The sequence below is a fragment of the Flavobacterium sp. CFBP9031 genome (genome assembly GCF_034044945.1).
Taxonomy (GTDB): domain Bacteria; phylum Bacteroidota; class Bacteroidia; order Flavobacteriales; family Flavobacteriaceae; genus Flavobacterium.
The window spans coordinates 48,671-74,172 of record NZ_JAXCWF010000017.1 but is presented as its reverse complement, the minus strand read 5'-3'; the positions used below and the strand labels follow the sequence as shown (position 1 = coordinate 74,172).

The window sequence follows — 25,502 nt, the reverse complement described above, 5'->3', positions numbered from 1 at the left end:
GGCCACATCAGGGAATTGATGGAAAAAAGCCAATCGAAATGATAAATCCGTTACCGAAATAAGTGACTTTTACAATTTCGACGAAGGAGAAATCTTCGTTAGAAACTCTACAAAGATTGGCGATTTGCTGTATGGAGCTACTTGCGAAGATTTCTCCTTCGTCGAAATGACAAACAGAACGTAAAAAATTCAAATCACAAAAAAGCCTGAATTTAAAATTCAGGCTTTCTATTTATAATTAAGCTTCGATACTCACTTCACTTTTTACTCTCGTTCTGATTTCACTCAGCGATTGATCAACCAAAAGTTTTCCATCTCTAAAAACTTCTTTCAATTCACCTTGTTTTTCTTCTTCCCAAGAAACATTATCTGTTAAATGATACTTGCCATCGATTAAATCGATTTTCATTAATCCTTTAGCCGATTTTTTAGTACCGTCATCTGTAATTGGATCTTTGAAGATCGCTCTTCCTTCTCCGTTTACTTCTCCGTAAGTTGCTTTCATCGCAAATCCGAATGTATCTCTGGTATTATATTGATACGTGAAAGAACCAATTCCAAGAACAACATTTGTAGAAGCAAATCCTTTTTCTTTTAATCTTTCGCAGATTTGAGTCGCTCTTGCTACCGTAATACTATCTCCGTAAATAGCTCCGATTTGCGGAACCAATTCTTTGAATCCTTTAGCATTTGTAGTTCCTCCAAAAACATCCCAAAGCAATTCGATAACGCCTTTTTTCTCTTGTTCTGTTTTTCCGTTCGGATTTCCGCAGATAATATCAACCGGATCACCGCTGTCAGGACGAATTACGACTTTACCTTCTCTTGAAACGATTTCTTCTTTTAATCTTGGAAGATAATCCGTTAAAACTTTCCATAAATCCCAAGTATCTGAAACGATAGAAACAATTCCTTTTGGATAAACTTCTGTAATTAATCTTTTGAATGTCTCGTACTCGCCTTCTGTTGTTCCCATACACATAACAGAATGTTCTGTTGCTGCTACTGAACCTGCAACCAATTCTTGATCTGAATTGGCATTGTAATATTCTTCTAAGAAATCAATTGCTGGAATCGTGTCAGATCCTGTAAAACTCAATAAATGTCCAGCTGCAGAAGTTAGAGCAGCTTCTATTCCGCCCATTCCTCTCATTGAGAAATCATGCGCCTGCCAATCTACAAATTCTGGAACAGAAGACGTTTCTGCTGCATATTTGTCTAATACTTTTCTGTATTCTTTTGCAATGGTAGCTGAGTTACAAGGCAACCAAACTACTGCAGAAAGTAAGGTTTCGAAATAATTCGTCAACCAGAAAAATTCTGGAATCGTATTATACATCGTAAACATTGGAACTCTTAGCGGAACGCTTGCGCCTTCTGGCAAAGCTTTGAATACCATCGGAATATATCCTAAATCGTGTAAATCTTCTATATGTTTAGTTCCAACTAAATTTTCGCCTAAATAATTATTGATTCTGCGAGAATATTTTTTAATCACTTCTTCTTTTGGCTTTTTGAAGAAATCCTCTTCGAAGTCATGAATGATATATTTTTTAATGAAATATTGCAATCCAAAAAAGATTACCTCATCAACTGTTTCAATTCTTGATTTTCTTGGTGTCCAGTTAGAATATACGATTGTGGTTCCGTCTGGGTATTGTCTTCTGTGGTCAACTTTGTAACCGTCAGTTAATAGTAGTGGGTTCATATATAAGTTATTTATATTTTATTTGATAAGTGTTGTGCTAACTCTTTTATATCGTTTGTTCTTACTAAATTCTCAATCCATTTTTGCGGAATATTCTCGATTCCATAATAAATTCCTGCCAATCCTCCTGCAATTGCACCAGTTGTATCGGTATCTTGTCCCAAATTGACTGCTTTTAAAACAGTTTCTTCATAAGAATTCGAATTTAGAAAACACCAGATGCTCGCTTCTAAACTATGAAGCACATAACCCGAAGAATGAATTTCGTTTTCATTGTATTTTGAAATATCATTTTTCAAAATTCTATCAAATAATCCGATTTCAACAGGATTAAAACTTTTATCTTCCAGAAATTTAGAAAGAACAAGTTGGGTATTTTTATAAGCTTCGAATTTATCTTTATCTTTTAAAATTTCCAAACAATAAACCATGTAAATAAAACAAGAAAATACAGATCTAAAATGCGCGTGTGTTATTGATGAAACTTCTTTTACTTTTTGATAAATAACTTCAATATTGTTTTCTTTTTGAAGATAAAAAGCCAATGGCAAAATACGCATTAAGGAACCATTTCCGTTATCGCTTTCAGAAAATCCTCCGCATAAATCGGGCTGATGTCCTTTTGCAATATTTAAAATTGCATTTCTGGTTGCTATTCCAATATCAAAAACTTGTCTGTGTGGTGTCCACAATTCTGCACTATACCATTTCACAAAGTTTCTTGCAATATCATTCAAATCATAGTCCGAACATAAACTCTCCGCCAAACAAAAAGCTAGTGAACTGTCATCACTCCAAGTTCCAATTGGCTGATGATGTGTTCCAAAACCAAACATTTCTGTAACTGGATTTTGTTTTAAATAAGCTCGAGATTGAAATTCAACCGGAACTCCCAGAGCATCGCCAACAGCCAGGCCAAATAAACCAGATTCTATTGTATTTTTCATTTTATTTATTTCTTCCTTTCTCGTTAGGATACAAGGTTTGTACGACATCACTCTGCCAAAATTCTTTTGATTCTATATCAATACAGGAAAGTTTTCCATAAAAACCTGCTCCTGTATCAATATTCCAAACATTACAACCTTGCATTGGGATTTCTACATCGTAATGAAGCGTTGGCGTATGGCCTATGTAGATTTCATTAAAAAGCAATAACCTTTTTGGATATAAAAGTGAATCTTTTTTGATTCGCTTGTCCATTGTCAGCGCCATTTCCCATAATGTTCTGTCCCACGAAAAATTGGTTTGGTAATGTTCTTTTTCTGGTCCATGCATAGACGAGAATCCAGCATGAATAAAAAGATTGTTGTTTTCATCTACGAAATAATCTTTCATTTGATTAAAGAATTCCTGATGCTTTTTCTTTCCTGAAAGACCAAAATTCTGATAACTTTCTATTGTCGATTTTCCCCCATGAAGAAACCAGATATCATTTACAACATCGTTCATCAACCATTCTTGACACCAAGCATCGTGATTTCCTTTTATAAAAATACATTCGTTCTTTTGGGATAAATCCATCAGAAAATCAATAACCTGTGCCGATTCGCTCCAGCCATCTACATAATCTCCTAAAAAAATTAATCTGTCATTTTCAGATATCGAGACTCTCTCTAGTAACTGAACCAAAGCGTTTAATCCTCCGTGAATATCTCCAAAAACTAATGTCCTTTTCATTAATTAAATACTGTCTTTACTTTTATACATAATATCACTTCTTAAAACATATTTTATTCCCGAGATCAAAGATGCTCCTTCATGACGCTGTTTATGTTCAAAAATAAGAGCTGATCCTGTTTTGGGTTCAATAATTTCACCCGAAGCAAATTTTGTTTCTCCACCTTCATAACCATCATTCAGATAAATAAGAAATGTATAATAGCTAGATTCAGATTCATTGCGTTTATAACTTCCGTCAATATGCATTTTAAAACGCTGACTTGGATTATACTTATAAAACCTGAACATTTCATTTAATCCAATAGCTGTACTGTTTCCTACTTCTGGTCTAACATATGGTTCCAGTTTCTGCCATAACAAAGAGGCATATTCATCATCCTGATACATGATACGCTCGTTATTGCGTACCATTTTCATCATTTTTTGTGCGCCATCAACATTTACTTCAGCTTCTTCAAAGCTAATTTGTTCGCTTCTCTCTATCAACTCATTGCACTCCTCAACAGTAAGAAAATTATCGATCGTGTAAATTTCCTTTTCTTCATTAATAATATTCAGCATGATTATGTATTTATGAATTACTAAAATTGTTTCTTAGAAAGTCTTATCTCTAAAGCAATCTTTTTATTATGATGCAAAGTCAATGTACTTTGCCGGAACCTCATCGGTCAACCAAACATTGTTTTCGGATAAATAAAATTTGAATCCGTCTCTATGCATCGCACCGCTTCTAACGGTTAAAATTTGTGGCACTCCTCTTCGGCTTCCTACTTTTGTTGCCGTTTCTTTGTCTTTGCTTAAATGCACGTGTTGACGGTTCATTTTCTTCAAACCTTCTGCACGAATGTTTTCCATAAACTTACCGACCGTTCCGTGGTACAGATATTCCAAAGGTTCTGTTTCTGCTAGATTTAATTCAACCGAAATTGAATGTCCCTGACTTGCACGAATTTTGGTTTTATCTTCATTGTAAGCAAAACGCTTTTTATCGTTATTTTCTACAACGTAATCTAAAAGTTCTGCATCCATGCGTTGTCCTTTTTTATTACATTTTGTAATTAATTCTTCAACATCTGCCCAACCGTTTTCATCTAATTTTAATCCGATTTTTTCTGGCGAATGTCTAAGCACCAGACTTAAAAACTTGCTGACGCTTTTTGCTATATTTTCATTCATATTAATGTTTTTTTTACCAATGAAATGTCCCTAAGGAACATCTACAAAAGGTCTTTATAAATCTTATAATTTTCATCATCGAAACAGACAAATATTACCTTTTCTATTTCATTTGATTTATCGAAATCTTTTACAGCTCTTACTACGATTTCTGCGGCTTTATCTTTTGGAAAGTGATAAATCCCTGTACTGATATTTGGAAAAGCAATTGTTTTGATTCTGTTTTCAACAGCAAGATTCAAACTGTTCTTGTAACAATCTGCAAGCAATTTTGATTTTTCTTCTTTGTCACCATTCCAAACTGGTCCAACCGTATGAATAACATATTTAGAAGGCAGATTTCCTGCAGTTGTAATTACAGCTTCACCTGTTTTGCATCCTCCCTGCTTATTTCTAATTTGGACACATTCATCTAAAATTGCTTTTCCTCCTTTTCGATGAATTGCACCGTCAACGCCACCACCTCCAAGCAAAGAAGTATTCGCTGCATTTACGATTGCATCAACCTTAATTTCTGTTATATCCGCTTTTAACAATTCAATTTTCATGATACTTTTATTATGGATTTAAAAATCATAAACCACGACTTTTATATCCTGACTAGAAAGGTTTTCAAGAATGATAGGCTCAATAATTTCCCATTTTCCTCCTGCTAATCCACATCCAATTCTAGGCATATGGACTGATGCGTTGTTTGTTTTTGCAAAATCAGAAACAGCCTCTAACCCTTCTTCAATCGCATGGTATCGAATTGGAGCTTCACCGTTTTCATCTTTATTAATTTTGTGCTGTCCTATTAAGTTTGCAACCCATAAATCCTCTTCAACTTGAACAAACTGCACTTTGCCTAATTCAAAATCATTTTTAGATTTAAACCATTCACGATATTGCTTTTCTGGTGTTTTCCATTTTTTTGAAATTGCCATGACAAACCCTTTTCCCCATCCGCCAATATCATTACAAACGTGAACGATTATTTTGTTCTCTGATCCTTCAGGAGATGTCGCATCGCCTTTTATATATTGAATGTCTTTCATTTTTTAATATTTTAATAAGAACTGTCAGGTATATCGCTCTCGCACTACAGTTTTTTATATTTTCCTTTAAGATCTAATTTTATTTTATCAATTTGATTAGTTGGAATTCCTGTATCAGGATAAACCGATTCTGAATTTAGACCATATTTTCGATTTAATTCATTTAAGATTTTTTCCCTCTTCGAATTTGGAATCAAAATTTTTAACATCTTTTTTCTTGGAACATCGTACCAATCAAGTGGATTTACTTCTTTTCCAAAAAGTACAAATTTTCCAAATTGAGCTTCTATTCTTTTATCTATTTTTGTATTTTTTGGTTCAATACAAACTGGTGTTTGTAAAAATCTTACTTCATCAAAATTTAAAAATGATAAATCCACGACACTTTCAACACCAAATGAAACCTTATTGACAATTTTAGGATTTATGCAAAAAACACTTGAACAATTTTCATCAAATTCATCTCTACGAGTAAAATCTTCACTTTCCTTCTTTATGTCTTTGCTTTCAAAAACACTAAAAAATAAAGCAATTAAAGGATTTGTTGTAAAATCGAGCAATCTTGTTTTTATTCCATTATGTTGCATTAAATACAAATAATCTAAATCACTTGGAGTATAATCATTTATAGTTAAGGGTAGTTTTGTTTTAAATTCATTAATTAGAAACTCTTCGTCCTCAACTTCAAAATGTCTAACTTGAAAGTGTTCATCCCCTGTAAGTACTTGTTTTTTTTCCCTATATAAAGTTGGTTCCAAACGGAAGTCTGTTTCTTTATGACCTCTGTACCAATTATTTTCAAAATTTTCAGTTTGATGAATTAAACTCAAAAATTCATTTACTGATTTAATTAGTTCTATTTTCATGATATTTATCTCAATTCATCCCTAACTTCCATCAAAGCAAAACCTAAAAGATTCAATCCTTTCCAAGCTTCTGGTTTTAGGACATCTTTGTGATCTTCTGCCATTCCGATTCCCCAAATTGGATCAACTGGACTTGCTTCTACTATAACGCGTTCTTTCGTATTTAGTAAGAACGTTTTCAAATCGACATTTTGGCTGAATTTGTGAAAGTTTCCTTGTTTTACAATTTCGTATCGATTTTCTAGCCAAATCGTATCTACATAATTTTTAACTTCTCTACCCAACTTTTTAGCTTCGGCAGGAGAATCAGCTTCAAGGATTTTTTCTAAAATTTCTTGATCGTTAAATAATTCTGCTTTCTTGGCCATCATCCAATGTTCTGCAGTTTTATAAGTTACTTTATCTACTTTAAAAGAACTCAACCACCATTGGCTGAAACAGGTTTTGAGAATTTTTCCGTCTTTACTCGGTTGATGACCCCAGAAAAATACAAACTTACTTTCTGGAGCTATGGTATCTATATTATATTTCATTTTTTCTATTTTATTGAAACAAAGAAGTAATGTTTTTAAAATCTTTTGAATCGGGTGAAAATGATCCATAAATTTCATTGAACGTTATTGTGAGACTTTCAAACTCATAATCCTGCTCCAACTGATCCATACAGGTTACAACCAAATTTCGTTTTGCCATTGGGCTGTAAGCGGCATCGAGTTTTAGAGCATAATTCAGAAGTTCGTAATTCAACTTTCCAAAACGTAAATGTTTTTGGTATTCGTTAAAAACACAAGTTTCTTCTTCGTTATTTTTTAATTTAATTTCTCCTTCATTAGCCATCCAGCCGTGTCCGTGGCGGGTTGAATAACTTCGGGTTACGTAATAAATGGCTACATCTTCAATCTTTAGTTTATTACAAATTTCAATTGCATTTTTTGAAGTGGTATTGGCATAGGTTACATTCGGAAAAACACCGTGATCCATATCAAGCAAAATTCCTTGACTGCCTTCAAAAATGAGATTTTCGTATTTTGAAAGAAACGTATAATCAACAATATTCCATTTCAATTTATCGATTGCTTCCAGATATTGATTGACTTCTTCGTCGATTTCGCTTTCGTTTAAAAAACCATAGTAATAGGCGATTTGGTTTAGTTTTTCTAAAAGCATTTCTCGAGGCGCAATCAAATCTATAGCAAATAATTTATACGGACCTTCGTTTCTTTTCATTGTTGATCCAATGCCTTTTCCGCAGGTTCCGTGGTCAATATTCCTAGCATTTCCCCTGTTATGCCATACATCAAAAGGAGTGGTGACTTTTGCTAAAGGATGAATGTACAAATCCAGATTAGCCTCTTTTTCTTTCAATTCTTCTGTTTCGTTGTATAAAAAAAGCGGATGAATCGTACAGTGTTCGCTGTAATAAGACGGAAGACCGCGAAGTGCTCCGCTTGCAAAGCTTGAATGAACGTGTTTTCTATTGCCAATCATGACGGTATGAGCGGCCTGCTGTCCTCCCGAAAACCGAATAACTATTGATTCAGGATTTTGTTTCGCCAGAAAATCTGTGGTTATGCCTTTTCCTTCATCACCAAATCCTAAACCTATAACTATTTTCGCTGTTTTCATTTTGTTGTTATTGATTTAAACACATAGAGACATAGATTTTTGGAAACTTTAAAAGGCGTTTCACTTATTTCAATTCACATAGTTGCTATGTGTTAGAAACTAGTTTCTTTTTTCAATCTCTCAAATTCAAAAAAAGAAATCTATGATTCTATGTGTTTAAAATATTTAAAGCATTTCTATAGCATCCAAACTGCTATCACTTGCATCAGAAACGGGTATCGTTCCTAAGCCAGAACTTTTATGTTTATCGCAAATGATCTTTTTAATTACGTTTGGAATTTCTCTGTGATCTTCTATAGACAAACAGTTTTGTCCCAGTAATTCTTTCCATTCTACATCAGCATTGATAGCTTGTCCTGAATGCAATACACTAATATGATAGACATCGTATTTTTTTTGCGCTTCTGCTAATAATTCAAGATGCGTATAAGTCTGTTGTCCCTGCCCCATAATTTCTTTAATTGCTGAAGCTGGAAGTGTTTTTAAACCTGGCTCATCACCAACAGTAAACAACAATCCTTTTTGCCCTCTTTTTTCAAAAGCATCGGTTTTGGTGTGAAAAGCTGCAAAATACCATGCTAAAAGATAACTTTCACCAGCGTTTCCTCCTCCTCCGCCTTCAATGTAGGTTCTTGTCAACCACATGTCCAATTCTTCATCGCCAGATTCAAACTGTCCAACTTGAAGCGGATATCTGTCGCATTCGTGATCGCCAATTCCTAAGAATAAAAGCGCTGGATCTGGAACGCCACCCTGAATAATTCCTCCCATTAATTTCGGAAGTCCTTCTTTTATCAATTCATGTGGAATATGTCCCATACTTCCTGTAACGTCCAATCCTAAAATAATCGGAACTGTATTGGGATGCACATCTGAATCTCTTGCTTCTCTAAAAATCACTCCGTTTGGGTTCATCGATTCATGAGCCATTCGTAATGCATTCTGTGTAAAAATCTCGCTAGCTGATTTACTAGCATAACCTACTTTTTTTGCTCTGTCTTCACGAGCACCGAAATCATATCTTGTACCTCCCATGACTAATATTTTTTACCAAATAAATATTCAAATCTCTTTTTTGTAACCTCAAACTGGATGTTTAAATTTCTAATCGTCAACGAAAGCTCCATGTCTTTCTGAACAAAGGCTTCTGGCTGAAAATCGGCAAAAGTCAAACTGTTTTTATCCAATGGACTAATATCGATCAGTCCTTCTTGTTCTCTTTCGAGTCTTTTGATTTTTAATTCGATATCTTCGACTCTTCTTCTGTATATTAATTCTGAATCCTCACCAATTACTTTGGCTCTGTCTTCTCTTATCTGATCATTGTTTCTTTTTAAAGATTCAATAAATCTTGGTTTTAAATCGTCGCTCATAATATTTTGGTTGTTTTTACTTCAGGTTTAAAGTTTCAGGTTGTATGCTGGGCCTGAAATTTGGTTTTAAACTTGAAAAAGTTAATAGTATTTTTTTTTTCATGCTTCACACTCGCAACAACAACTTGAAACGTGAAACTTCTAATCTCAATGAAACTTTTCTTTCAATTTAAGATCTAAACTGATTAGAAAATCTTTTCCGTATGTGCCGTTTTCTAATTCATCATATAAAAACTTTGGCAGTGTTTTTTCGCAATTCTCTTTCTGACTCAAAATCGCCATGCACAAAGCTGCAACGGTATCTGTATCTCCACCATAATCGATTCCTCTTTTTAAACAATCCTGCATAGAATCTGCTTCAGAAACCATTTTGATAACAGCTTGAGTTGTAAAATACCCATGCATGTCAATTGGCGATGTTACTTTGTATACTTCTTTTTCTTTTAAAGTATCATTTACAAAATCTATCAAAGAGCTTTTGTCTCCCAATTTATATTTGTAAAAATGAACCGCTAAAGCTATTCTTTTAGCACAGCTAATTCCTTCTGCAGTAAAATGAGATGTTTTCGCTTGAATTTCACAAAAATCCAATAACTGATTAACATCTTTTATAAGTCCAATTGAGTAAGCTCGCATGGCCGATCCATTTCCGCTGCTTCTATTATCGATAATTTTTAGAAAATCAGTTCCGTTTTTACTAGCGTCTAATGCGTTATAAACTCTATCTGAATAGCCTCTTCTTTTATCTCTATGAAAAACTTCAACAAACTTATCGGCAACTTTAACTTCATTCCAATTGTCATCTTCCAATAAAAGTTCTGTTATTGCAATGGCCATTTGTGTATCGTCAGTATATCTTTTATAGATTTCTGTATACAGACCATGTTTATGATATTGCGTTAAATGATTATTTTTAATGATATAATCTAACTCCTGAAATTCAAATCCTGCTCCGTAAGCGTCTCCTATTGCTGCTTCTAGTATCATTTTTTACGATTCAAAAGTTAAATTAATTGATCTAATCCAATCACTTGAACGCTTTCGCCTTCAAAATCTTTAAAAGAATTGGTTGTAAAAATGCCATCAAAGCAGTTTAAAACTTCAAAACCTTTATTGAAAATTCCGTGGCTTACTGCTAAGTACAGTTTTCCTGCGTTTTTCTTTTTTAGTTCTTCGGCTAATCCTACAAAAGTCCCTCCTCCGTCGCAGATATCATCTACAATTAAGCAATCCATTCCTTGCAAATCCTCATTGTAAACTTTAAAACCAGATAATTTCCCCGTTTTTACATCGCGGCTTTTACTGCATTCTACAACCTCAACACCACCTAAAAATTCAGATACTTTGTAGATTTTTTTCAAAGCGCCACCGTCTGGAGAAATCAGTTTTACGTTTTCGCCAATTCTATTCAAAACTTCTTTAATAAAAGTGTAATTCGGAATTACGGTACTATTATTCAACAAAGCTGGAGTTACTTCTGAATGCGTATCAAAAACAAAAACTTTGTTCAATTGCATTGCATTAATAATATCGGCGTATACTTTTACAGATAATGGCTCGCCAGGAATCATAACACGATCTTGTCTCGCAGCTGGGAAATACGGAATAAAAAGATCAATGATTTTAACATCCATTCTTCTTAGCGCATCAACTGTAACGCATAACAAACCTAAATCGTTGAATGAATTCAATCGATGTGTAATGGTAACTTTTCTATTTGGATCAAAATCTGGAGCGATTTTGATGTGTGGTTCTCCTCCTGAGAAAGTAAAACTTTGAAATTTGATTTCTTCCTGATTTTGAAATGGAGCGAATTTTGGGTCGAGATTTAGTATCATAGTTTTTTAGTTTGCGTTAATTATACGCAAATGTAGGATTTAATTTTAAATAAACAATTTATTTTGTGTAAAAATTACGCAAACTTTATTTCGAAGTGAAAGCCTTTATCAATTAACTCATTGTATTTAAGCTTATTGAACTTAAATAATTTTGCTGGTCTTCCGCTTCTTATTGGAGAAAAATTATCGGTTTCTTCTAAAAAACCATAGCTCAGTATTTTTTTTCTGAAGTTTCGGCGATCTATTTCTTTTTCTAAAATCGTGCAATAAAGATTTTCGAGGTCTGAGAATAAGAATTCCTCCGGAAGTAAATCGAAACCAATTGGTTCGTAAGTTAGTTTGGCTTTTAATCTTTCTATTCCTTTCTTTAAAATCAAATTATGATCGAAAGCCAAAGACGGAATTTCATCAATTTTAAACCATTGTACTCTTTCTGCATCTGTATCTGCTTTAATTTCTAAGTTGGAAGCATCAACCAAAGCGTAATAAGCCACCGAAATAACACGGTTTCTAGAATCTCTGTAAATATCATCGCCAAAAGTGTACAACTGTTCCATAAACGTTAATTGCACATTGGTTTCTTCATGCAATTCACGAATAACGGCATCGCTCAAAGATTCGTCGTTCTGCACTAAACCACCTGGTAGTGCCCAATATTTATCTGAAGAACCAAACTTTTGTTCAATTAATAAAACATATAAACCATTGTTTTTATAACCAAAAACAATCGCATCAACCGCAATTCTAATATTTTGTAACTTTTCCATATTCATAAATCATATCAAACAAATATAACGAATGAGAGTCAACTTTATAATCTATGCTCTTGCATTAAACTATAAAATTGACTCTCATCAATATCTCTTAACTTTTCTTAGTTAACTGTAACAGTTCTTTTAGGTATAGAAGTACATTCTGCATCATCTTTTTTAACCGTAACTTCAGCCTTAGCTTCATATATACCTGCAGCCGCATAAGTATGTGTTACCGCCGTACCAGTTCCTGTAGATCCGTCACCAAATGTCCATTTTACAGAAACCAAAGTTCCTGTTCCTGTATACTCAGATGAGTAATTCATCAACTTCGGATTAGTAGCATCAGTTGAATTATGTATTTTAACAAAAATTGATTCCGCTAAACAATCTACTATCACTTCGTCGTCATGTTTACTGCACGAATTACTTATAAGTACAGCTGCAGTTAGGATTAACACTGTTGCAATCTTTTTCATTTTTGAAAATTTTAGTGGTTTACTTATCAAAATTAAACTTTTAAAACACACGAACACAGGATTGAAATCACAATCGATTTCCAAAAAACAGCTTTAATTCTTTCTCAATAATATCAAAAAATGACTTTACATTATTATTTTTTGGCACCAACAAATACACAAATTCTTCTGGAACATGAAAGCTATTCCAAACTAACTGCAATTTATTCTCCTTAATATAATTTCTGGCATTACAATTCCAAGTTGCTGCGATTCCTTCATTTTTAGCCAAAAGCCTTAGCATTTCTGATTCTGAAGGTATAATGTAATTTGGAACCATCGACGGTCTCTTTTTATTGAAAGCATGCAACCAGAATAATTTTATATGCGGAATTCTAGCATCGTGACTGTACCATTTTTGGGCATTGAGCCATTGCTCTATCTCAGTAAAATTATCTGATTTTAATTTCTGACGGAACTCTGTTATATCCAAACTTGTTGGAGCAACTAAAATCAGTTTGATTTTTCCAACAATTTCATAAGTGGTATCAAAAGTGTCAAATCTTTTTGTTGTAATGGCAAAGTCAAGTTTTTTAGCGTCTACTAAAGCAAAAAGTTCGTCGTTTTCTGCAAAAGTAAAATCGATTAAATCAAACTTTGAAATTAAAAGATTACCAACACAGTCAAAAAGATGTTTAGAGATTCCAACAGAAATTAATCGATTAGCATCTTCTGCTTTAGCCCGGAAACTAGTTTCGACACTTTCAAGCCTGTCAAGAGCGTCTATAATCAAATTATTCAGTAACTTAGCATATTCGGTTGGTTCAACTCCTTTCGATTTCCGATTAAACAATTTATTCCCCACATGTGCTTCAAGCATTGAAATCTGCTGACTAACGGCAGGCTGACTCATAAACAACTCTTTTGCAGCGATCGAAAAATTACCATTTTTATAAACCGCTTTAAATGTTCTGTACCATTCTAGATTTACCATGATATAAATTTAATAATAACAAACATAGTTTATTTTATTTTTACTGATATCACTTTCGCCGTAAATTTGTTCAAAATTTAATATTATGAAGAAAATAGCACTATTCGCAATAACTGCATTTACAGCTGTAAGCATTTCTGCAGAAGCTCAAAAATCAAACAAGAAAAGTATGAAAAAAGTATTATTTGTTGTAACCAGCAATGATAAACTGGGCAATACAGGAGAAAAAACAGGGTTCTGGTCTGAAGAATTTGCTGCTCCTTACTACGAATTATTAGATCAAGGTGTTGAAATTACAATTGCGTCTCCACTTGGAGGACAACCGCCAATTGATCCAAAAAGTGCCGATCCAGCTTCCGCAACGGAAGACACCAAACGTTTTGACGCTGATAAAGTTTTACAGGAAAAATTAAAAAACACTTTAAAGCTTTCTACAGTTAACCAAAAAGATTACGACGCTGTATTTTATCCGGGAGGTCACGGTCCGCTTTGGGATTTGGTTGAAGATAGAAGTTCAATTGCTTTAATCGAATCTTTTTACATGCACAATAAACCAGTCGCATTTGTATGTCACGCGCCTGCTGTTTTGAAAAATGTAAAAGTAAAAGGTGAATATCTAGTAAAAGGCAAAAAAGTAACCGGATTTACCAATGAGGAAGAAGAAGCTGTTGGATTAACAAAAGTAGTTCCGTTTTTATTAGAAGATGCTTTATCATCCAACGGAGCAATTTTTTCTAAAGGTCCAAACTGGCAACCATATGCAGTTGCAGACGGACTTTTGATAACCGGACAAAACCCAGCTTCATCTAAATTGGTAGCTGCAAAATTGTTACAAGAGTTAAAATAAAGGGTCTAAGGGACTGAGGCTCTAAGATGCTAAGGTTTTCTTTTAGAAATCTAAAAACTCAATCTCTTATTCACTAAATGGGAAAATAAAAATTAATAAATCACAATGTTAAGTTTCTGAGAATTTATGTTCTAAAGCAAAAAACTCAGAAACTTAGCATCTTAGAAACGCTAAAAAAATGCTCAACTTTGAATTATATAATCCGACGAATTTAGTTTTCGGAAAAGGACAAATTGAAAAACTTTCGACTTTAGTTCCAAAAGGTGCAAAAGTGCTTTTGGCTTATGGCGGTGGAAGTATTTTTAAAAACGGAATTTACGATCAAGTAATCAACAACCTTAAAGGTTTTGAAATTGTAGAATTTGGTGGAATTGAACCCAATCCGAGATTTGAAACTTTGATGAAAGCGGTTGATGTGATCAAAGCAGAAAAAATCGATTTTATTTTGGCTGTTGGTGGCGGATCTGTAATTGATGGCGTGAAGTTTATTTCAGGCGCAGTAAACTTTGAAGGAAATCCGATTGACATTCTTCAAAAAAGAATTTTAATTAAAGAAAATGCAATGCCATTTGGAACAGTTTTAACGCTACCGGCAACAGGAAGCGAAATGAATTCTGGATATGTGGTAACAATTGAAGCAACTCAAGAAAAATTATCTTCTGGCGGAAGTGCTTTATTTCCTCAATTTTCAATCTGTGATCCTACAGTAATTACGTCTTTACCAAAAAGACAAATCGAAAATGGTGTTGTAGATGCGTACACGCACGTTATGGAACAATATTTAACGTATCCTACGGATGCATTTCTTCAGGATAGAATTGCAGAAGGTGTTCTACAGACTTTAATTGAAGTTGGTCCCGGAATCGTAGCAAACCCAACTGATTATACTTTGGCGTCTAATTTTATGTGGAGCTGTACAATGGCTTTAAACGGATTAATTCAGAAAGGTGTTCCAAGCGATTGGGCAACGCACATGATTGGTCACGAATTGACAGCGCTTTATGAAATTGATCATGCTAGAACTTTGGCGATAATTGGGCCAAGTTTGTACCATGTAATGTTTGAAACTAAAAAAGCAAAACTAGCACAATACGGAAGAAGAATCTTCAACTTGACTGGTTCTGACGAAGAAGTTGCAAAAGAAGCCATCAACAAAACGGTTGAATTTTTCCATAAAATGGGAATGGACACTAAACTTTCTCAATATACAGAAGACTATTCTAAAACTGCCGATTTTATCGTAAATCGTTTTGAAGAAAGAGGCTGGAAAGGTTTAGGAGAAAACCAACTGGTAACTTTAGATAAAGTAAAATCTATTGTGGAACTTAGTTATTAAGGGATAAATTCCAAATTTTTAAAATTCCAAATTCCAATCTTAGTATATTGGAATTTGGAATTTTTTTATTGGGATTTTTTTAAAATTTGGAATTTCATTAAAAAAGGCGTTCTTAACAAGTTTAGTAACGCCTTTTCAAAATACTAAAACAAAACTAACTAACTCAATTTTTTTTAAATTCATTAAAATTCTAATTTATAATTTGTTATAACGCAAGTCAGATAGTTTTATTGTTTGGGCATTAAAAAAAAATATTTTGTTCTTAAACTTCTTGAAAGTCATTGCAATTAAAGCTTGTTTTCAAAATTTCTTAAACCAGATTTTGCTTTATTAGCACATTATTAAGTACTTTTGTTTTAAATTATTAAAATAATGAGCGAAAACTTAAAATTTGCAGTGATTGGTGGAGGAAGCTGGGCAACGGCAATTGCAAAAATGTTATGTGTAAATCTTTCTGAAATTTCGTGGTACATGCGCAATGATGCTGCTATTGAGCATATCGAGAAATTCAAGCACAATCCGAACTACTTAAGTTCTGTTGAATTTGATACCAAAAAACTCAAATTAACCAACAATATAAATGAAGCAATAGAATATGCAGATTACATTATTTTTGCAATTCCTTCTGCGTTCTTAGATGCCGAGTTAAAAAACATGACGGTTTCTTTATCAGATAAAATCATTTTTTCTGCTATTAAAGGAATTGTTCCTGAAACGAGTTTAATTGTCGGCGAACATTTCCACATTCAGTACGACATTCCATATTACAATATTGGAGTTATTACAGGACCTTGCCACGCTGAGGAAGTTGCCTTAGAAAGACTTTCGTACTTGACAATTGCTTGCGGCGATCCCGATAAAGCTAAAATTGTAGCCAAAACACTTTCTGGAAATTATATTAAAGCCAAAATTTCAGACGACATCATCGGAACTGAATATGCGGCAATGCTTAAAAACATTTACTCCATTGCTGCCGGAATTGCGCATGGTTTAGGTTATGGCGACAACTTCCAATCGGTTCTTATGAGTAATGCGATTCGCGAAATGAAGAAATTTATTAGAAAAGTACACCGAATGAAACGTAACATTAACGATTCGGCTTATCTAGGCGATTTGTTGGTTACAGGATATTCTGTTTTCTCTAGAAATAGAATGTTTGGAAATATGATCGGAAAAGGGTACACCGTAAAAAGTGCCATGATGGAAATGAGCATGGTTGCCGAAGGTTATTACGCAACAAAAAGTGCTTATAAACTAAATCAAGGTTACGGAGCAAAAACACCAATTATAGACGCTGTTTACGCTGTTTTATACGAAGGAAAAGACGCTAAAACGGTTTTCAGGAAATTAACGGAATCTTTGGATTAAGTTTTTTTAGTGAAAAGAGACAAGAAGCAAGAGGAAAGACCTTATTAAAGAATATAGAATAAAGAGCCAAGACTAATTCAGTTTGGCTCTTTTTTTTATCTCGAAATAAAAGTCTTTACTCTTGTTTCTTGTCTCTTTCTCCTTTCTTCTAACCTTTAGCATTCTTTTTCTCCAGTTCCAACAGCCATTTCTTTCGCCATAATCCGCCTCCATATCCTGTCAGTTCTCCATTTGAACCTATAACACGATGACACGGAATAAGTATTGAAATTCTGTTTGCTCCATTTGCATTAGCTACAGCTCTAATTGCTTCTGGTTTATTAATGGCAATAGACTGCTCTTTATAAGTTCTCACAGCTCCATAAGGTATATTTTGTAGCGTTGTCCAAACTTTATTTTGAAAATCAGATCCTCGAGAGCAAATCGGAACTGTAAATTTCTTTCTTTTTCCTTCGAAATATTCTTTTAATTGCTCTTCTAAAATTTCAAAATGGATATTATCTCCCTGAATAATTGAAGCATTGAATGTTTTTGCCAATGCCTTAAATTCTGTCTCCAGCATTTTTCTGTCTGTAAATTCGAGCAAACAAATTCCTTCTTTTACTGCACAGACATACATCGTTCCGAGCGGAGTTTCTATTCTTTTAAGATCAATTATATTTTGTGCTTTACTATTTTTAGGAGAAACTCCAAATATCGATTTAAAAGAATCATTAAAACCACTCAAAGATTCATAACCAATATCAAAAGCTGTTGAAGTAACACTTTCTCCTTCTTTTATCTTTTTGAAAGCGCTATTAATACGAAACATTCTTTGATAAGCCTGAAATGTAATCTTATGATTTTTTAAAAACCATCGTCGCATTTTACTCGGTTCAATTCCGCGTTGTATTAAATCTGCATCTTTGAATTTTAGAGCTGGATTTTCTGAAAGCTCTTTTAAAATCTCCTTTATAAAATCAGGCGTTTCATTATATTTTTCCAAAGGAAAACAAACTTTACATGGCCGATATCCTTTTAAAATAGCCTCCTTTGATCTGGTAAAAAATTCTACATTTTCTCTTTTTGGTTTTCTAGCTGTACAAGTTGGTCGGCAAAATATTCCAGTTGTTTTAACCGCAGTAAAAAACACTCCTTCAAAAGAAGTGTCTTTATTTACTGCTGCCTGATACATTATATCGTCTGTAAGTTCCATAACCGATTATTCAAAAATGGGAGAAAAACTATTTCTTTCAAGTATCTGTAAAGTAACTTTTTCTAATTGTTTGTTTAGAAAATCATTTGCAAAATTCCCCATACTAATGCGCTTTACTCCCAATTCTTTTAACTTTTCAAAATTAGAAAGATTAGGCATGCACATCACATTAAGAGGAAGTTTTATTATTGCGGCAATTTCTTTTATATCATTTTCATTTGTAATACACGGAAGAAAAACACCATCAACCCCAGCCTTTTCATATTGTTTTAATCTGTATTTAGATTCTTCCATTTTGTTCGGTAAATCTAGAAGAAATACATCAGAACGCACATTTATAAACATATCAATGTTTTTCTTTTTTAAGTTTTCTACGATTGCTTTCAATTTTGCTGCAAAAGATTTTGTTTCTGTTATTTCTCTTTTTGAGTTGATAACAACCGAATCTTCAATATTAATTCCGACTATTCCAATTTCATATAATCTTGAAATATTTGCAACTATTTCCTCAACAGTATCACCATAACCAGCTTCTAAATCAACACTTAAAGGAATTTTTACAGCCGATTTTATTTTTCGAATCATAAAAAAATAATCCTCAAAAGGCATATTTTCCCCATCTTCATAACCTAAATCAGAAGCAATGGCTGCACTTGAAGTTCCAAGTGCTTTAAATCCTAATTTTTCATATTGCAATGTACTTTGAACATTCCAAACATTGCCAAGTAATAGCGGACTTTCATTATAGTTCAGTTTTCTGAATTCTTCAAATCTTGTTGTCATATTTTACTCTTTTAGTTTTGACAAAAGTACTTTTAGGAGAAAACCTTCTGCAACCGAAAAATTGACAACTATTTTTTTTAAATAAAAAATCACGACCATAAATGATCGTGATTTCATACTGTTTTTTAAGTAATCAGTCACCGTCATAGTTTTGAGTTTAGGTATTAAATAAAAAAAGTCAGAATGAATTATTTATCTGACTTTTTTTTTATCGTAAAACTGACCACTAAAAACTGACCACTGAATACTATTTGACCATTATCCCCTCAACAAACAAAATAGGCACTTCTTCCGTATTGTTTTCGTCAAGCGAATTGGCTTTAAAAATGAATTTCTTATCGTATAAAGTATTTCCGATGAAGAAAGTTACCATAAACTCATTATTAAGCGGTAAAAGGCTTTTTTCGACTAATTCTATTTTTACAACAGAAACCGAAGGAACCTCAACGAATGCATGACGCAAGATTGAAGTCTTTTTCATTTCGCCATCAATAGTTCCAAATGCTTTTGAAACTACCATTACGCTGTCTAAATTAAAATCACTGTCATTAACCAAATAAGCGTACCACACTTTTTCCATAAAATCGTCGCTCCATTCCTGCACTGCAGCAAGAAATACATTTTCAACTTCTGGAATTATTATATCTTTTTTCATCTATTAAATTTTAAAAACCTTTGTCAAAGCCTGAAGCTTCAACAAAGGTTTGTTTATTGTAAAGGTAAATTATAACGTAAAGCCATAGCCCTGATGGAAGCGGCATCCTTTTGTTTTTTTCTTTAAAAAACAAAAGATACAGCGGACAGCAGGAAATAGCTCCTAAATATTTGATTTGAACTGCTCTAAGAAACGAACATCGTTTTCATAGAACATACGGATATCTCCAATTTGGTATAAAAGCATAGCAATACGCTCTACTCCCATTCCGAAAGCAAATCCGTTGTATTCATCTGGATTAATATCACAGTTTTTCAAAACGTTTGGATCTACCATTCCGCAACCTCCAATTTCTAACCAACCCGTTCCTTTTGTGATTCTGTAATCCGTTTCTGTTTTTAATCCCCAATAGATATCAATCTCAGCGCTTGGCTCTGTAAATGGAAAATAAGATGGACGAAGACGGATCTTAGATTTTCCAAACATTTCTTTTGTAAAATAAAGTAACGTCTGTTTCAAATCGGCAAAAGACACATCTTTGTCAATGTACAATCCTTCTACTTGATGGAAAATACAGTGCGAACGAGATGAAATCGCTTCGTTACGGAAAACACGTCCTGGAGAAATTGTACGAATTGGCGGTTTATGATTTTCCATATAACGCACCTGAACAGATGATGTATGCGTACGCAATAAAACATCTGGATTGGTTTGAATGAAAAACGTATCCTGCATATCACGCGCCGGATGGTATTCTGGCAAGTTCAATGCGGTAAAGTTATGCCAGTCGTCTTCAATTTCTGGTCCTTCAGAAACATTGAATCCGATATTAGCAAAAATATCTATAATCTGATTTTTAACGATAGAAATCGGATGGCGAGAACCAATAATTACCGGTTCTGCCGCACGTGTTAAATCTCCAAAAATTCCTTTAGACTCTTCTTTGCTTTCTAGTTCTTCCTGAATAACTCTTACTTTTTCTTCAGCAACCGCTTTTAAAGTATTGATTACTTGTCCAAAATCTTTTTTCTGGTCGTTTGGTATATTTTTAAATTCAGTAAAAAGTTCTTTCAGCAAACCTTTACTTCCTAAATATTTAATACGGAATTGTTCTAACGATTCTTTATTTTTCTCATTAAAGGCTTTAGCTTCCTCTATATGTTGTTTTATCTTATCTATCATTTTCCTTCGATAATTGAGAGTACAAATTTAGTGTTTTTAGTTGAAAGTGTGCGGTCACTGTCGCAGTTTTAGGTTTTCCGTAAATTATTTTATCAGATTTAACTTTTCTTCAACTTGTTTAATCTTTCCATGCCAATAATCTAAACCTTCTTGATTGGTTACTATTTCCTTTTTGTAATTAGAAGAAATACTGCTGAGTTTATGCCAGTTTTTATTTAAATCCCGTTCTCGTTCTTGTTTATTTGTTGGTTCAATTCTACTGCGCCAAAAGCCAATATTTTCAAGATATCTTTTTTTTATCCCTTCAAAATACTCTACTAATTTTTCTTTTGAATTCGGAATATAGCCCGGCCCGCTACAACCGCAGGAGTGAAACGTAATGCCTACAGAAAATAAACTTTTAATATGTTCCCACTTTTTGACATCGTCTTTCTTAGGCGATTCAAAATCTAATCCCATATTCGCCATAAATTCTCCGCATTGCGGACATTTGGCTTCAAAAACCGATGTTTCTCCTTTTTTCACATCAACCATCAGTCTTCTTTTAAAGGTCTTTCGACAATTAAAACAAGCATAATGAGGCTTATAAGATGTCATTGCGTATCTGCACATTTTTTTAGTGGTCAGTGGTCAGGTTTTTAGTGGTCAATATTCCGTTTACAGCGCCGAACACTTCCAAACTGAATACTGAACACTAAAAAAAATCTATTCAATAAGTTTTCTTTCTAAAAAATAACTTACAATCGCTTCTTTCATTAAAACCGATTGTTCTCCTGCTTTTAACGGCGGCAAATTTTCTTTTACTTTGTAATGAGGCCAGCCTTCTTCATCGAAATATTCGAATTCATAAAATCCGTATGGTTCTAACAATCGACAGATTGCAATGTGCATCAAATTCAGTTTTTCGTCTTTTTTGTATTCGCGGTGCACTTTTCCGTATTCTTGAACTCCGATTAGGTAAATTATGGCATCCAAATCTAAATCTTCGCCTTGCGAAAATTGATTGGAAAGTATATCAACGAGCTTTTCCCAGCGCTCTTTTAATTGTGTATCTCTAGACATTATATGATTTTAGATTGTTGATTTTAGATATTAGATTGCTCAAAAATTCAATTCTGAAGGGGGGCAGAATTACAATCTGTACTCTAAATTTGATTTGCAAAGATACAGAGTTCGAACACAATGTGCCTAAAAAATTAAACACATAAAATTACATCTGCCATAAACCCCATGAACCTTTGTCTCTCTACACATTTGAACCTTAAAAAAAACATATCTTTGCGCCTTTATTAAACACCCGTAAAACATGAGTTTTTTTGATATTATTGTAGCCGCGCTTTTAGGATACAGTTTGTACAAAGGCATTAAAAATGGACTTTTTGTAGAAGTTGCCTCTTTCATTTCTTTGCTGTTAGGAATTTATCTTGCGATTAAATTTTCTTCGTTAATGACGGGAATGATTTCAAAACACGTTTCTTGGAATCCGACCAATATTCAAATTACGGCTTTTATCCTGACTTTTATCTTAGTTGTAATTGGCGTTTATTTTTTAGCCAAAATCTTAACTGGAATTGCCGATCTTGCCATGTTAGGCTGGATGAACAAACTCGGAGGCGGATTCTTTAGGGTTTTAAAAACCATTCTGATCTTAAGTATTTTTATTGCTTTGTTCGAAAAGATAAATTTCAATAATACATTGGCTAAAAAGGAAACTTTAGATAGTTATATTTTTTATAATCCAGTGAAGAAAGTTGCTGCTTTTGTTTATCCGTCGATTGAAAAATGGTACGAGACTTTTAAAAAAGAACATACTCAAAAAGATGAAGAAAAAGAAACTTCTGAATCTGAAAAAAAATAAATTCAAATATAAAAAAGCTTCGGAGAAGCGAAATATTTATAGAAATTTAATAATCAAACCAAAAAGAGCTCCAGCGGAGCGACATATAAATTATTTAAAATCCAAATATGTCGCTCCGCTGGAGCTCTTTTATATCTTGAACGCTTGTTTTTTTCTATAAATATTTCGCTTCTCCGAAGCTTTTCTAAAACTTGATTTCTATACTTTCTCCTTTTTTCAAAACAATTTCTTGTTTTTTATCGCCGAAAATCAAAGTTGTTTTTCCTCCATTTTTAGAGGAAATAATCACTTTTTCAGGTTTTTTATCATTCCAAGTCATTTCAATTTCAAATCCGCCTCTTGCGCAAATCCCTTTTACAGAACCTTCTGACCAAGCGTCTGGTAAAGCAGGCAATAATCTAATTTCATTTTCATTTGACTGCACCAACATTTCGGCAACGGCAGCTGCTCCTCCAAAATTACCATCAATTTGAAATGGCGGATGCGCATCGAATAAATTCGGATACGTTCCTCCTCCTCTTCTTGGTTTTTCTGTTTTTTTCCCGTCGGGGTCAACATATCGAAGTAATTCACGATACATTTTATAGGCACGATTCCCGTCCCAAAGTCTTGCCCAGAGATTAATTCGCCAGCCTTTTGACCAGCCTGTGGTTTCATCACCTTTTATTTCCAAAGTTTTCTTAGAAGCTTCAGCCAAATCAGGCGTTTTTAACGGTGTAATATGATCGCCAGGGAAAAGTCCGAATAAGTGCGATTGATGACGATGTTTCGGTTCATTATCATCCCAATCAAAATACCATTCCTGAAGATTTCCTTTTTTTCCAATTTGATACGGATGCAATTTTGAAAGTGCTGTCTCTAGTTTTTTTCTAAAATCAGCATCTGTATTTAGCACTTTTGAAGCTTTTATGGTTTTTTCAAAACATTCGCGAATCATGGCTAAATCAGCAGTTCCTCCATACAATGTCGCACCTACAAAACCATCTGCCAGTTTATATTGATTTTCTGGCGAAGTCGAAGGCGATGTAATTAAATTTCCATTTTTATCGGTAACCAACCAGCCTAAACAAAACTCGGCTGCGCCTTTCATTAACGGATATCCTTCTTTTTTCAAATAAGTTACATCTTGGGTAAAAGTATAATGTTCCCAAATGTGTGTACTCAGCCACGCCTGCGCCATTGGCCAGCACGCCCACATCGGATCTTCTTTTCCAAACTGTCCAACGGGATTAGTCATTGCCCAAATATCTGAATTATGCGCTGCAGCCCAACCTTTATCTACACCATAAAAAGTTTTGGCTGTAACTTTTCCTGTTACCGAAAGATTTTTAATGAAACTCAAAAGTGACGAATGCATTTCTGAAAGATTGGTGTTTTCTGCCAGCCAGTAATTTTCTTCCAAATTGATATTCATCGTATAATTACTGCTCCAAGGCGGACTCAAATGCGGATTCCAAAGTCCTTGCAAATTGGCTGGAACGCCCAAAGTTCTAGATGAACTGATTAATAAATAACGTCCGAAATTGAAATAGAGAATTTCTAGATTTTTATCTTCTTTTCCCTCAGCATAACGCAATAAACGTTCGTCGGTCGGCAAATCTGGAGCACCTGTTTTTCCTAAATCTAAATCGACACGATTGAAGAATTTTTGATAATCGGCAATGTGAGATTCCTTTAGTTTATCGAATGGTTTTGCGTAGGCATTGTTCAGATTTTGCAAGGCGATCGATACCTCGTCTAATCCTTCTGATGCTGGATTTTTGTCAAAACCGTTAAAGCTTGTTGCCACAGAAACATAAATAATTGCTTCGGTTGCATCTGTTAGCGTTAACGATTCTCGAGAACTTGTAACTTTTCCGTCTGTTTTTTTGATTTGGACCAAACCTGTAAATCGTGTTCCTCTTTCTTTTAAGCTCAAATATTTTGGAGAAACATTGTACCCTGCGTTTTCATGAATTGGCGCAGAACCTTTTAGAACCAAAATATTGTTTCTCACTTCAACATTTGATTTTAAAAGGCTTTTTAGATTGATATCAAAGTTTAAAGCTCCTTTTTGATCGGCTGTCAGTTTGATAATCATAACTTTATCTGGAGCCGATACGAAATATTCTCGCGTATATTTGATACCCGCCATTTCGTAACTAACTTTAGAAATAGCATTTGAAAGATCCAGTTCACGATGATAATTTACTGCCTTCCCTTTTTCGGAATTATTGATTTCTAATGTTCCTAAAGGCGCATACGATTCGGAATTTTTTCCCTCGACTTTTTTATTCAGTTCTTCGGCCAGTTTGTAGTTTTCGTTTTTTAATGCTTCTCGAATTGCGGGAATATTTTTGTAAGCTTCCGGACTCATATTGGCATTTACAGGTTCGCCTGACCAAAGCGTAATGTCATTCAAATAAATTTTGTCTGAATTGGCGCCTCCAAAAACCGTTGCTCCCATTTTTCCGTTTCCTAAAACCAAGCTTTCTTCAAAGAATTCTGCGGGTTGTTTGTACCATAAAACATTCTTGGATTGCGCCGAAATGTTTGTGTAGCAAGACGTGAGAAGTAAGATGAAAAATGTTTTTTTTATCATATTGTGTTATCTTATCCTAACAGGTTTTAAAAACCTGTTAGGTATTTATTTTTTATCTAAACTAATAAAAAAATCTAGTCATACCTAACAGGTTTTTAAAACCTGTTAGGATAAAAAACGGTACCAAATCAGATGTTCCTACGGAACATTTTTTGTTATATCCATTTTATTCAACGGATTTCCATT

Annotated in this window: 28 protein-coding genes; 4 read left to right on the top strand and 24 right to left on the bottom strand. The window is 33.8% G+C overall.

From position 1 onward, the window contains the following. Window positions 1-238: 238 nt before the first annotated feature. From SOM12_RS22675 to SOM12_RS22595, 17 genes are all read right to left on the bottom strand, one after another. Window positions 239-1,708 (bottom strand): nicotinate phosphoribosyltransferase, encoded by a 1,470-nt coding sequence (locus SOM12_RS22675; protein WP_320495607.1) that lies wholly within the window; start codon window positions 1,706-1,708, stop codon window positions 239-241. 11 nt (window positions 1,709-1,719) lie between these two features. Beyond that, window positions 1,720-2,655, bottom strand: coding sequence for an ADP-ribosylglycohydrolase family protein (locus SOM12_RS22670; RefSeq protein ID WP_095928440.1), 936 nt, complete (start codon window positions 2,653-2,655; stop codon window positions 1,720-1,722). A 1-nt stretch (window position 2,656) separates the two neighbouring features. Next, on the bottom strand, window positions 2,657-3,388 hold the full coding sequence (locus SOM12_RS22665) for a metallophosphoesterase family protein (RefSeq protein ID WP_320495606.1): 732 nt from the start codon (window positions 3,386-3,388) through the stop codon (window positions 2,657-2,659). Window positions 3,389-3,391: 3 nt separating this feature from the next. After that, window positions 3,392-3,952: a 2OG-Fe(II) oxygenase gene (locus SOM12_RS22660; protein ID WP_320495605.1), complete on the bottom strand. Its 561-nt coding sequence runs from the start codon at window positions 3,950-3,952 to the stop codon at window positions 3,392-3,394. 66 nt (window positions 3,953-4,018) lie between these two features. Further along, window positions 4,019-4,567: an RNA 2'-phosphotransferase gene (locus SOM12_RS22655; protein WP_320495604.1), complete on the bottom strand. Its 549-nt coding sequence runs from the start codon at window positions 4,565-4,567 to the stop codon at window positions 4,019-4,021. A 41-nt stretch (window positions 4,568-4,608) separates the two neighbouring features. After that, window positions 4,609-5,115, bottom strand: a complete 507-nt coding sequence (locus SOM12_RS22650; RefSeq protein WP_320495603.1) for an O-acetyl-ADP-ribose deacetylase — start codon at window positions 5,113-5,115, stop codon at window positions 4,609-4,611. Window positions 5,116-5,133: 18 nt separating this feature from the next. Next, the gene (locus SOM12_RS22645) at window positions 5,134-5,604 is read right to left on the bottom strand and encodes a macro domain-containing protein (protein WP_320495602.1); all 471 of its coding nucleotides are present in this window, start codon (window positions 5,602-5,604) and stop codon (window positions 5,134-5,136) included. Window positions 5,605-5,648: 44 nt separating this feature from the next. Beyond that, window positions 5,649-6,470 (bottom strand): FRG domain-containing protein, encoded by an 822-nt coding sequence (locus tag SOM12_RS22640; RefSeq protein WP_320495601.1) that lies wholly within the window; start codon window positions 6,468-6,470, stop codon window positions 5,649-5,651. Between the two features lie 5 nt (window positions 6,471-6,475). Beyond that, a complete protein-coding gene (locus SOM12_RS22635; RefSeq protein WP_320495600.1) occupies window positions 6,476-7,003 on the bottom strand; it encodes an NADAR family protein in 528 nt (175 codons plus the stop codon). 10 nt (window positions 7,004-7,013) lie between these two features. After that, window positions 7,014-8,096, bottom strand: a complete 1,083-nt coding sequence (locus tag SOM12_RS22630; protein ID WP_320495599.1) for an adenylosuccinate synthetase — start codon at window positions 8,094-8,096, stop codon at window positions 7,014-7,016. 165 nt (window positions 8,097-8,261) lie between these two features. Next, window positions 8,262-9,131 carry a hypothetical protein gene (locus tag SOM12_RS22625; RefSeq protein WP_320495598.1) on the bottom strand — a complete coding sequence of 290 codons (870 nt, stop codon included), beginning with the start codon at window positions 9,129-9,131 and terminating at the stop codon, window positions 8,262-8,264. A gap of 2 nt (window positions 9,132-9,133) precedes the next feature. Continuing rightward, window positions 9,134-9,469 carry a hypothetical protein gene (locus tag SOM12_RS22620; protein ID WP_095928446.1) on the bottom strand — a complete coding sequence of 112 codons (336 nt, stop codon included), beginning with the start codon at window positions 9,467-9,469 and terminating at the stop codon, window positions 9,134-9,136. 147 nt (window positions 9,470-9,616) lie between these two features. Then, window positions 9,617-10,456, bottom strand: coding sequence for an ADP-ribosylglycohydrolase family protein (locus tag SOM12_RS22615; RefSeq protein ID WP_095928447.1), 840 nt, complete (start codon window positions 10,454-10,456; stop codon window positions 9,617-9,619). A gap of 17 nt (window positions 10,457-10,473) precedes the next feature. Beyond that, the gene (gene prs, locus SOM12_RS22610; protein ID WP_320495597.1) at window positions 10,474-11,307 is read right to left on the bottom strand and encodes a ribose-phosphate diphosphokinase; all 834 of its coding nucleotides are present in this window, start codon (window positions 11,305-11,307) and stop codon (window positions 10,474-10,476) included. A 74-nt stretch (window positions 11,308-11,381) separates the two neighbouring features. Next, window positions 11,382-12,074 carry an NUDIX hydrolase gene (locus SOM12_RS22605; RefSeq protein WP_320495596.1) on the bottom strand — a complete coding sequence of 231 codons (693 nt, stop codon included), beginning with the start codon at window positions 12,072-12,074 and terminating at the stop codon, window positions 11,382-11,384. 107 nt (window positions 12,075-12,181) lie between these two features. Next, window positions 12,182-12,538: a PKD domain-containing protein gene (locus SOM12_RS22600; RefSeq protein ID WP_095928450.1), complete on the bottom strand. Its 357-nt coding sequence runs from the start codon at window positions 12,536-12,538 to the stop codon at window positions 12,182-12,184. 67 nt (window positions 12,539-12,605) lie between these two features. Next, window positions 12,606-13,511, bottom strand: a complete 906-nt coding sequence (locus SOM12_RS22595) for a LysR family transcriptional regulator (RefSeq protein ID WP_320495595.1) — start codon at window positions 13,509-13,511, stop codon at window positions 12,606-12,608. An 85-nt stretch (window positions 13,512-13,596) separates the two neighbouring features. Here SOM12_RS22595 and SOM12_RS22590 point away from each other — a divergent pair, with 85 nt between their 5' ends. The 3 genes from SOM12_RS22590 to SOM12_RS22580 all read left to right on the top strand — a co-directional run bounded on the left by SOM12_RS22590 (window position 13,597) and on the right by SOM12_RS22580 (window position 17,062). Then, the gene (locus tag SOM12_RS22590; RefSeq protein ID WP_320495594.1) at window positions 13,597-14,358 is read left to right on the top strand and encodes a type 1 glutamine amidotransferase domain-containing protein; all 762 of its coding nucleotides are present in this window, start codon (window positions 13,597-13,599) and stop codon (window positions 14,356-14,358) included. A 178-nt stretch (window positions 14,359-14,536) separates the two neighbouring features. Continuing rightward, window positions 14,537-15,694: an iron-containing alcohol dehydrogenase gene (locus SOM12_RS22585; RefSeq protein WP_320495593.1), complete on the top strand. Its 1,158-nt coding sequence runs from the start codon at window positions 14,537-14,539 to the stop codon at window positions 15,692-15,694. 372 nt (window positions 15,695-16,066) lie between these two features. Next, on the top strand, window positions 16,067-17,062 hold the full coding sequence (locus SOM12_RS22580) for an NAD(P)H-dependent glycerol-3-phosphate dehydrogenase (RefSeq protein ID WP_095928453.1): 996 nt from the start codon (window positions 16,067-16,069) through the stop codon (window positions 17,060-17,062). 148 nt (window positions 17,063-17,210) lie between these two features. Here SOM12_RS22580 and SOM12_RS22575 read toward each other — a convergent pair whose 3' ends face one another. The 6 genes from SOM12_RS22575 to SOM12_RS22550 all read right to left on the bottom strand — a co-directional run bounded on the left by SOM12_RS22575 (window position 17,211) and on the right by SOM12_RS22550 (window position 21,939). Further along, the gene (locus SOM12_RS22575; protein ID WP_320495592.1) at window positions 17,211-18,257 is read right to left on the bottom strand and encodes a methylated-DNA--[protein]-cysteine S-methyltransferase; all 1,047 of its coding nucleotides are present in this window, start codon (window positions 18,255-18,257) and stop codon (window positions 17,211-17,213) included. Window positions 18,258-18,263: 6 nt separating this feature from the next. Then, window positions 18,264-19,040, bottom strand: a complete 777-nt coding sequence (locus SOM12_RS22570) for an isocitrate lyase/phosphoenolpyruvate mutase family protein (protein ID WP_320495591.1) — start codon at window positions 19,038-19,040, stop codon at window positions 18,264-18,266. 247 nt (window positions 19,041-19,287) lie between these two features. Next, a complete protein-coding gene (locus tag SOM12_RS22565) occupies window positions 19,288-19,695 on the bottom strand; it encodes a hypothetical protein (RefSeq protein WP_320495590.1) in 408 nt (135 codons plus the stop codon). A gap of 162 nt (window positions 19,696-19,857) precedes the next feature. After that, on the bottom strand, window positions 19,858-20,877 hold the full coding sequence (locus SOM12_RS22560; protein WP_248728619.1) for a phenylalanine--tRNA ligase subunit alpha: 1,020 nt from the start codon (window positions 20,875-20,877) through the stop codon (window positions 19,858-19,860). An 84-nt stretch (window positions 20,878-20,961) separates the two neighbouring features. Then, window positions 20,962-21,411, bottom strand: coding sequence for a hypothetical protein (locus SOM12_RS22555; RefSeq protein ID WP_320495589.1), 450 nt, complete (start codon window positions 21,409-21,411; stop codon window positions 20,962-20,964). A gap of 171 nt (window positions 21,412-21,582) precedes the next feature. Next, entirely contained in the window at window positions 21,583-21,939 is a 357-nt protein-coding gene (locus SOM12_RS22550; protein WP_095928457.1) for a hypothetical protein, read from the bottom strand. A 244-nt stretch (window positions 21,940-22,183) separates the two neighbouring features. Between SOM12_RS22550 and SOM12_RS22545 the strand changes: the two genes are divergently transcribed. Then, on the top strand, window positions 22,184-22,735 hold the full coding sequence (locus tag SOM12_RS22545) for a CvpA family protein (protein ID WP_320495588.1): 552 nt from the start codon (window positions 22,184-22,186) through the stop codon (window positions 22,733-22,735). 184 nt (window positions 22,736-22,919) lie between these two features. On the opposite strand, the gene SOM12_RS22540 is transcribed toward SOM12_RS22545, so the two are convergent. Beyond that, a complete protein-coding gene (locus SOM12_RS22540; RefSeq protein WP_320495587.1) occupies window positions 22,920-25,316 on the bottom strand; it encodes a glycoside hydrolase family 95 protein in 2,397 nt (798 codons plus the stop codon). Window positions 25,317-25,502: the final 186 nt, after the last annotated feature.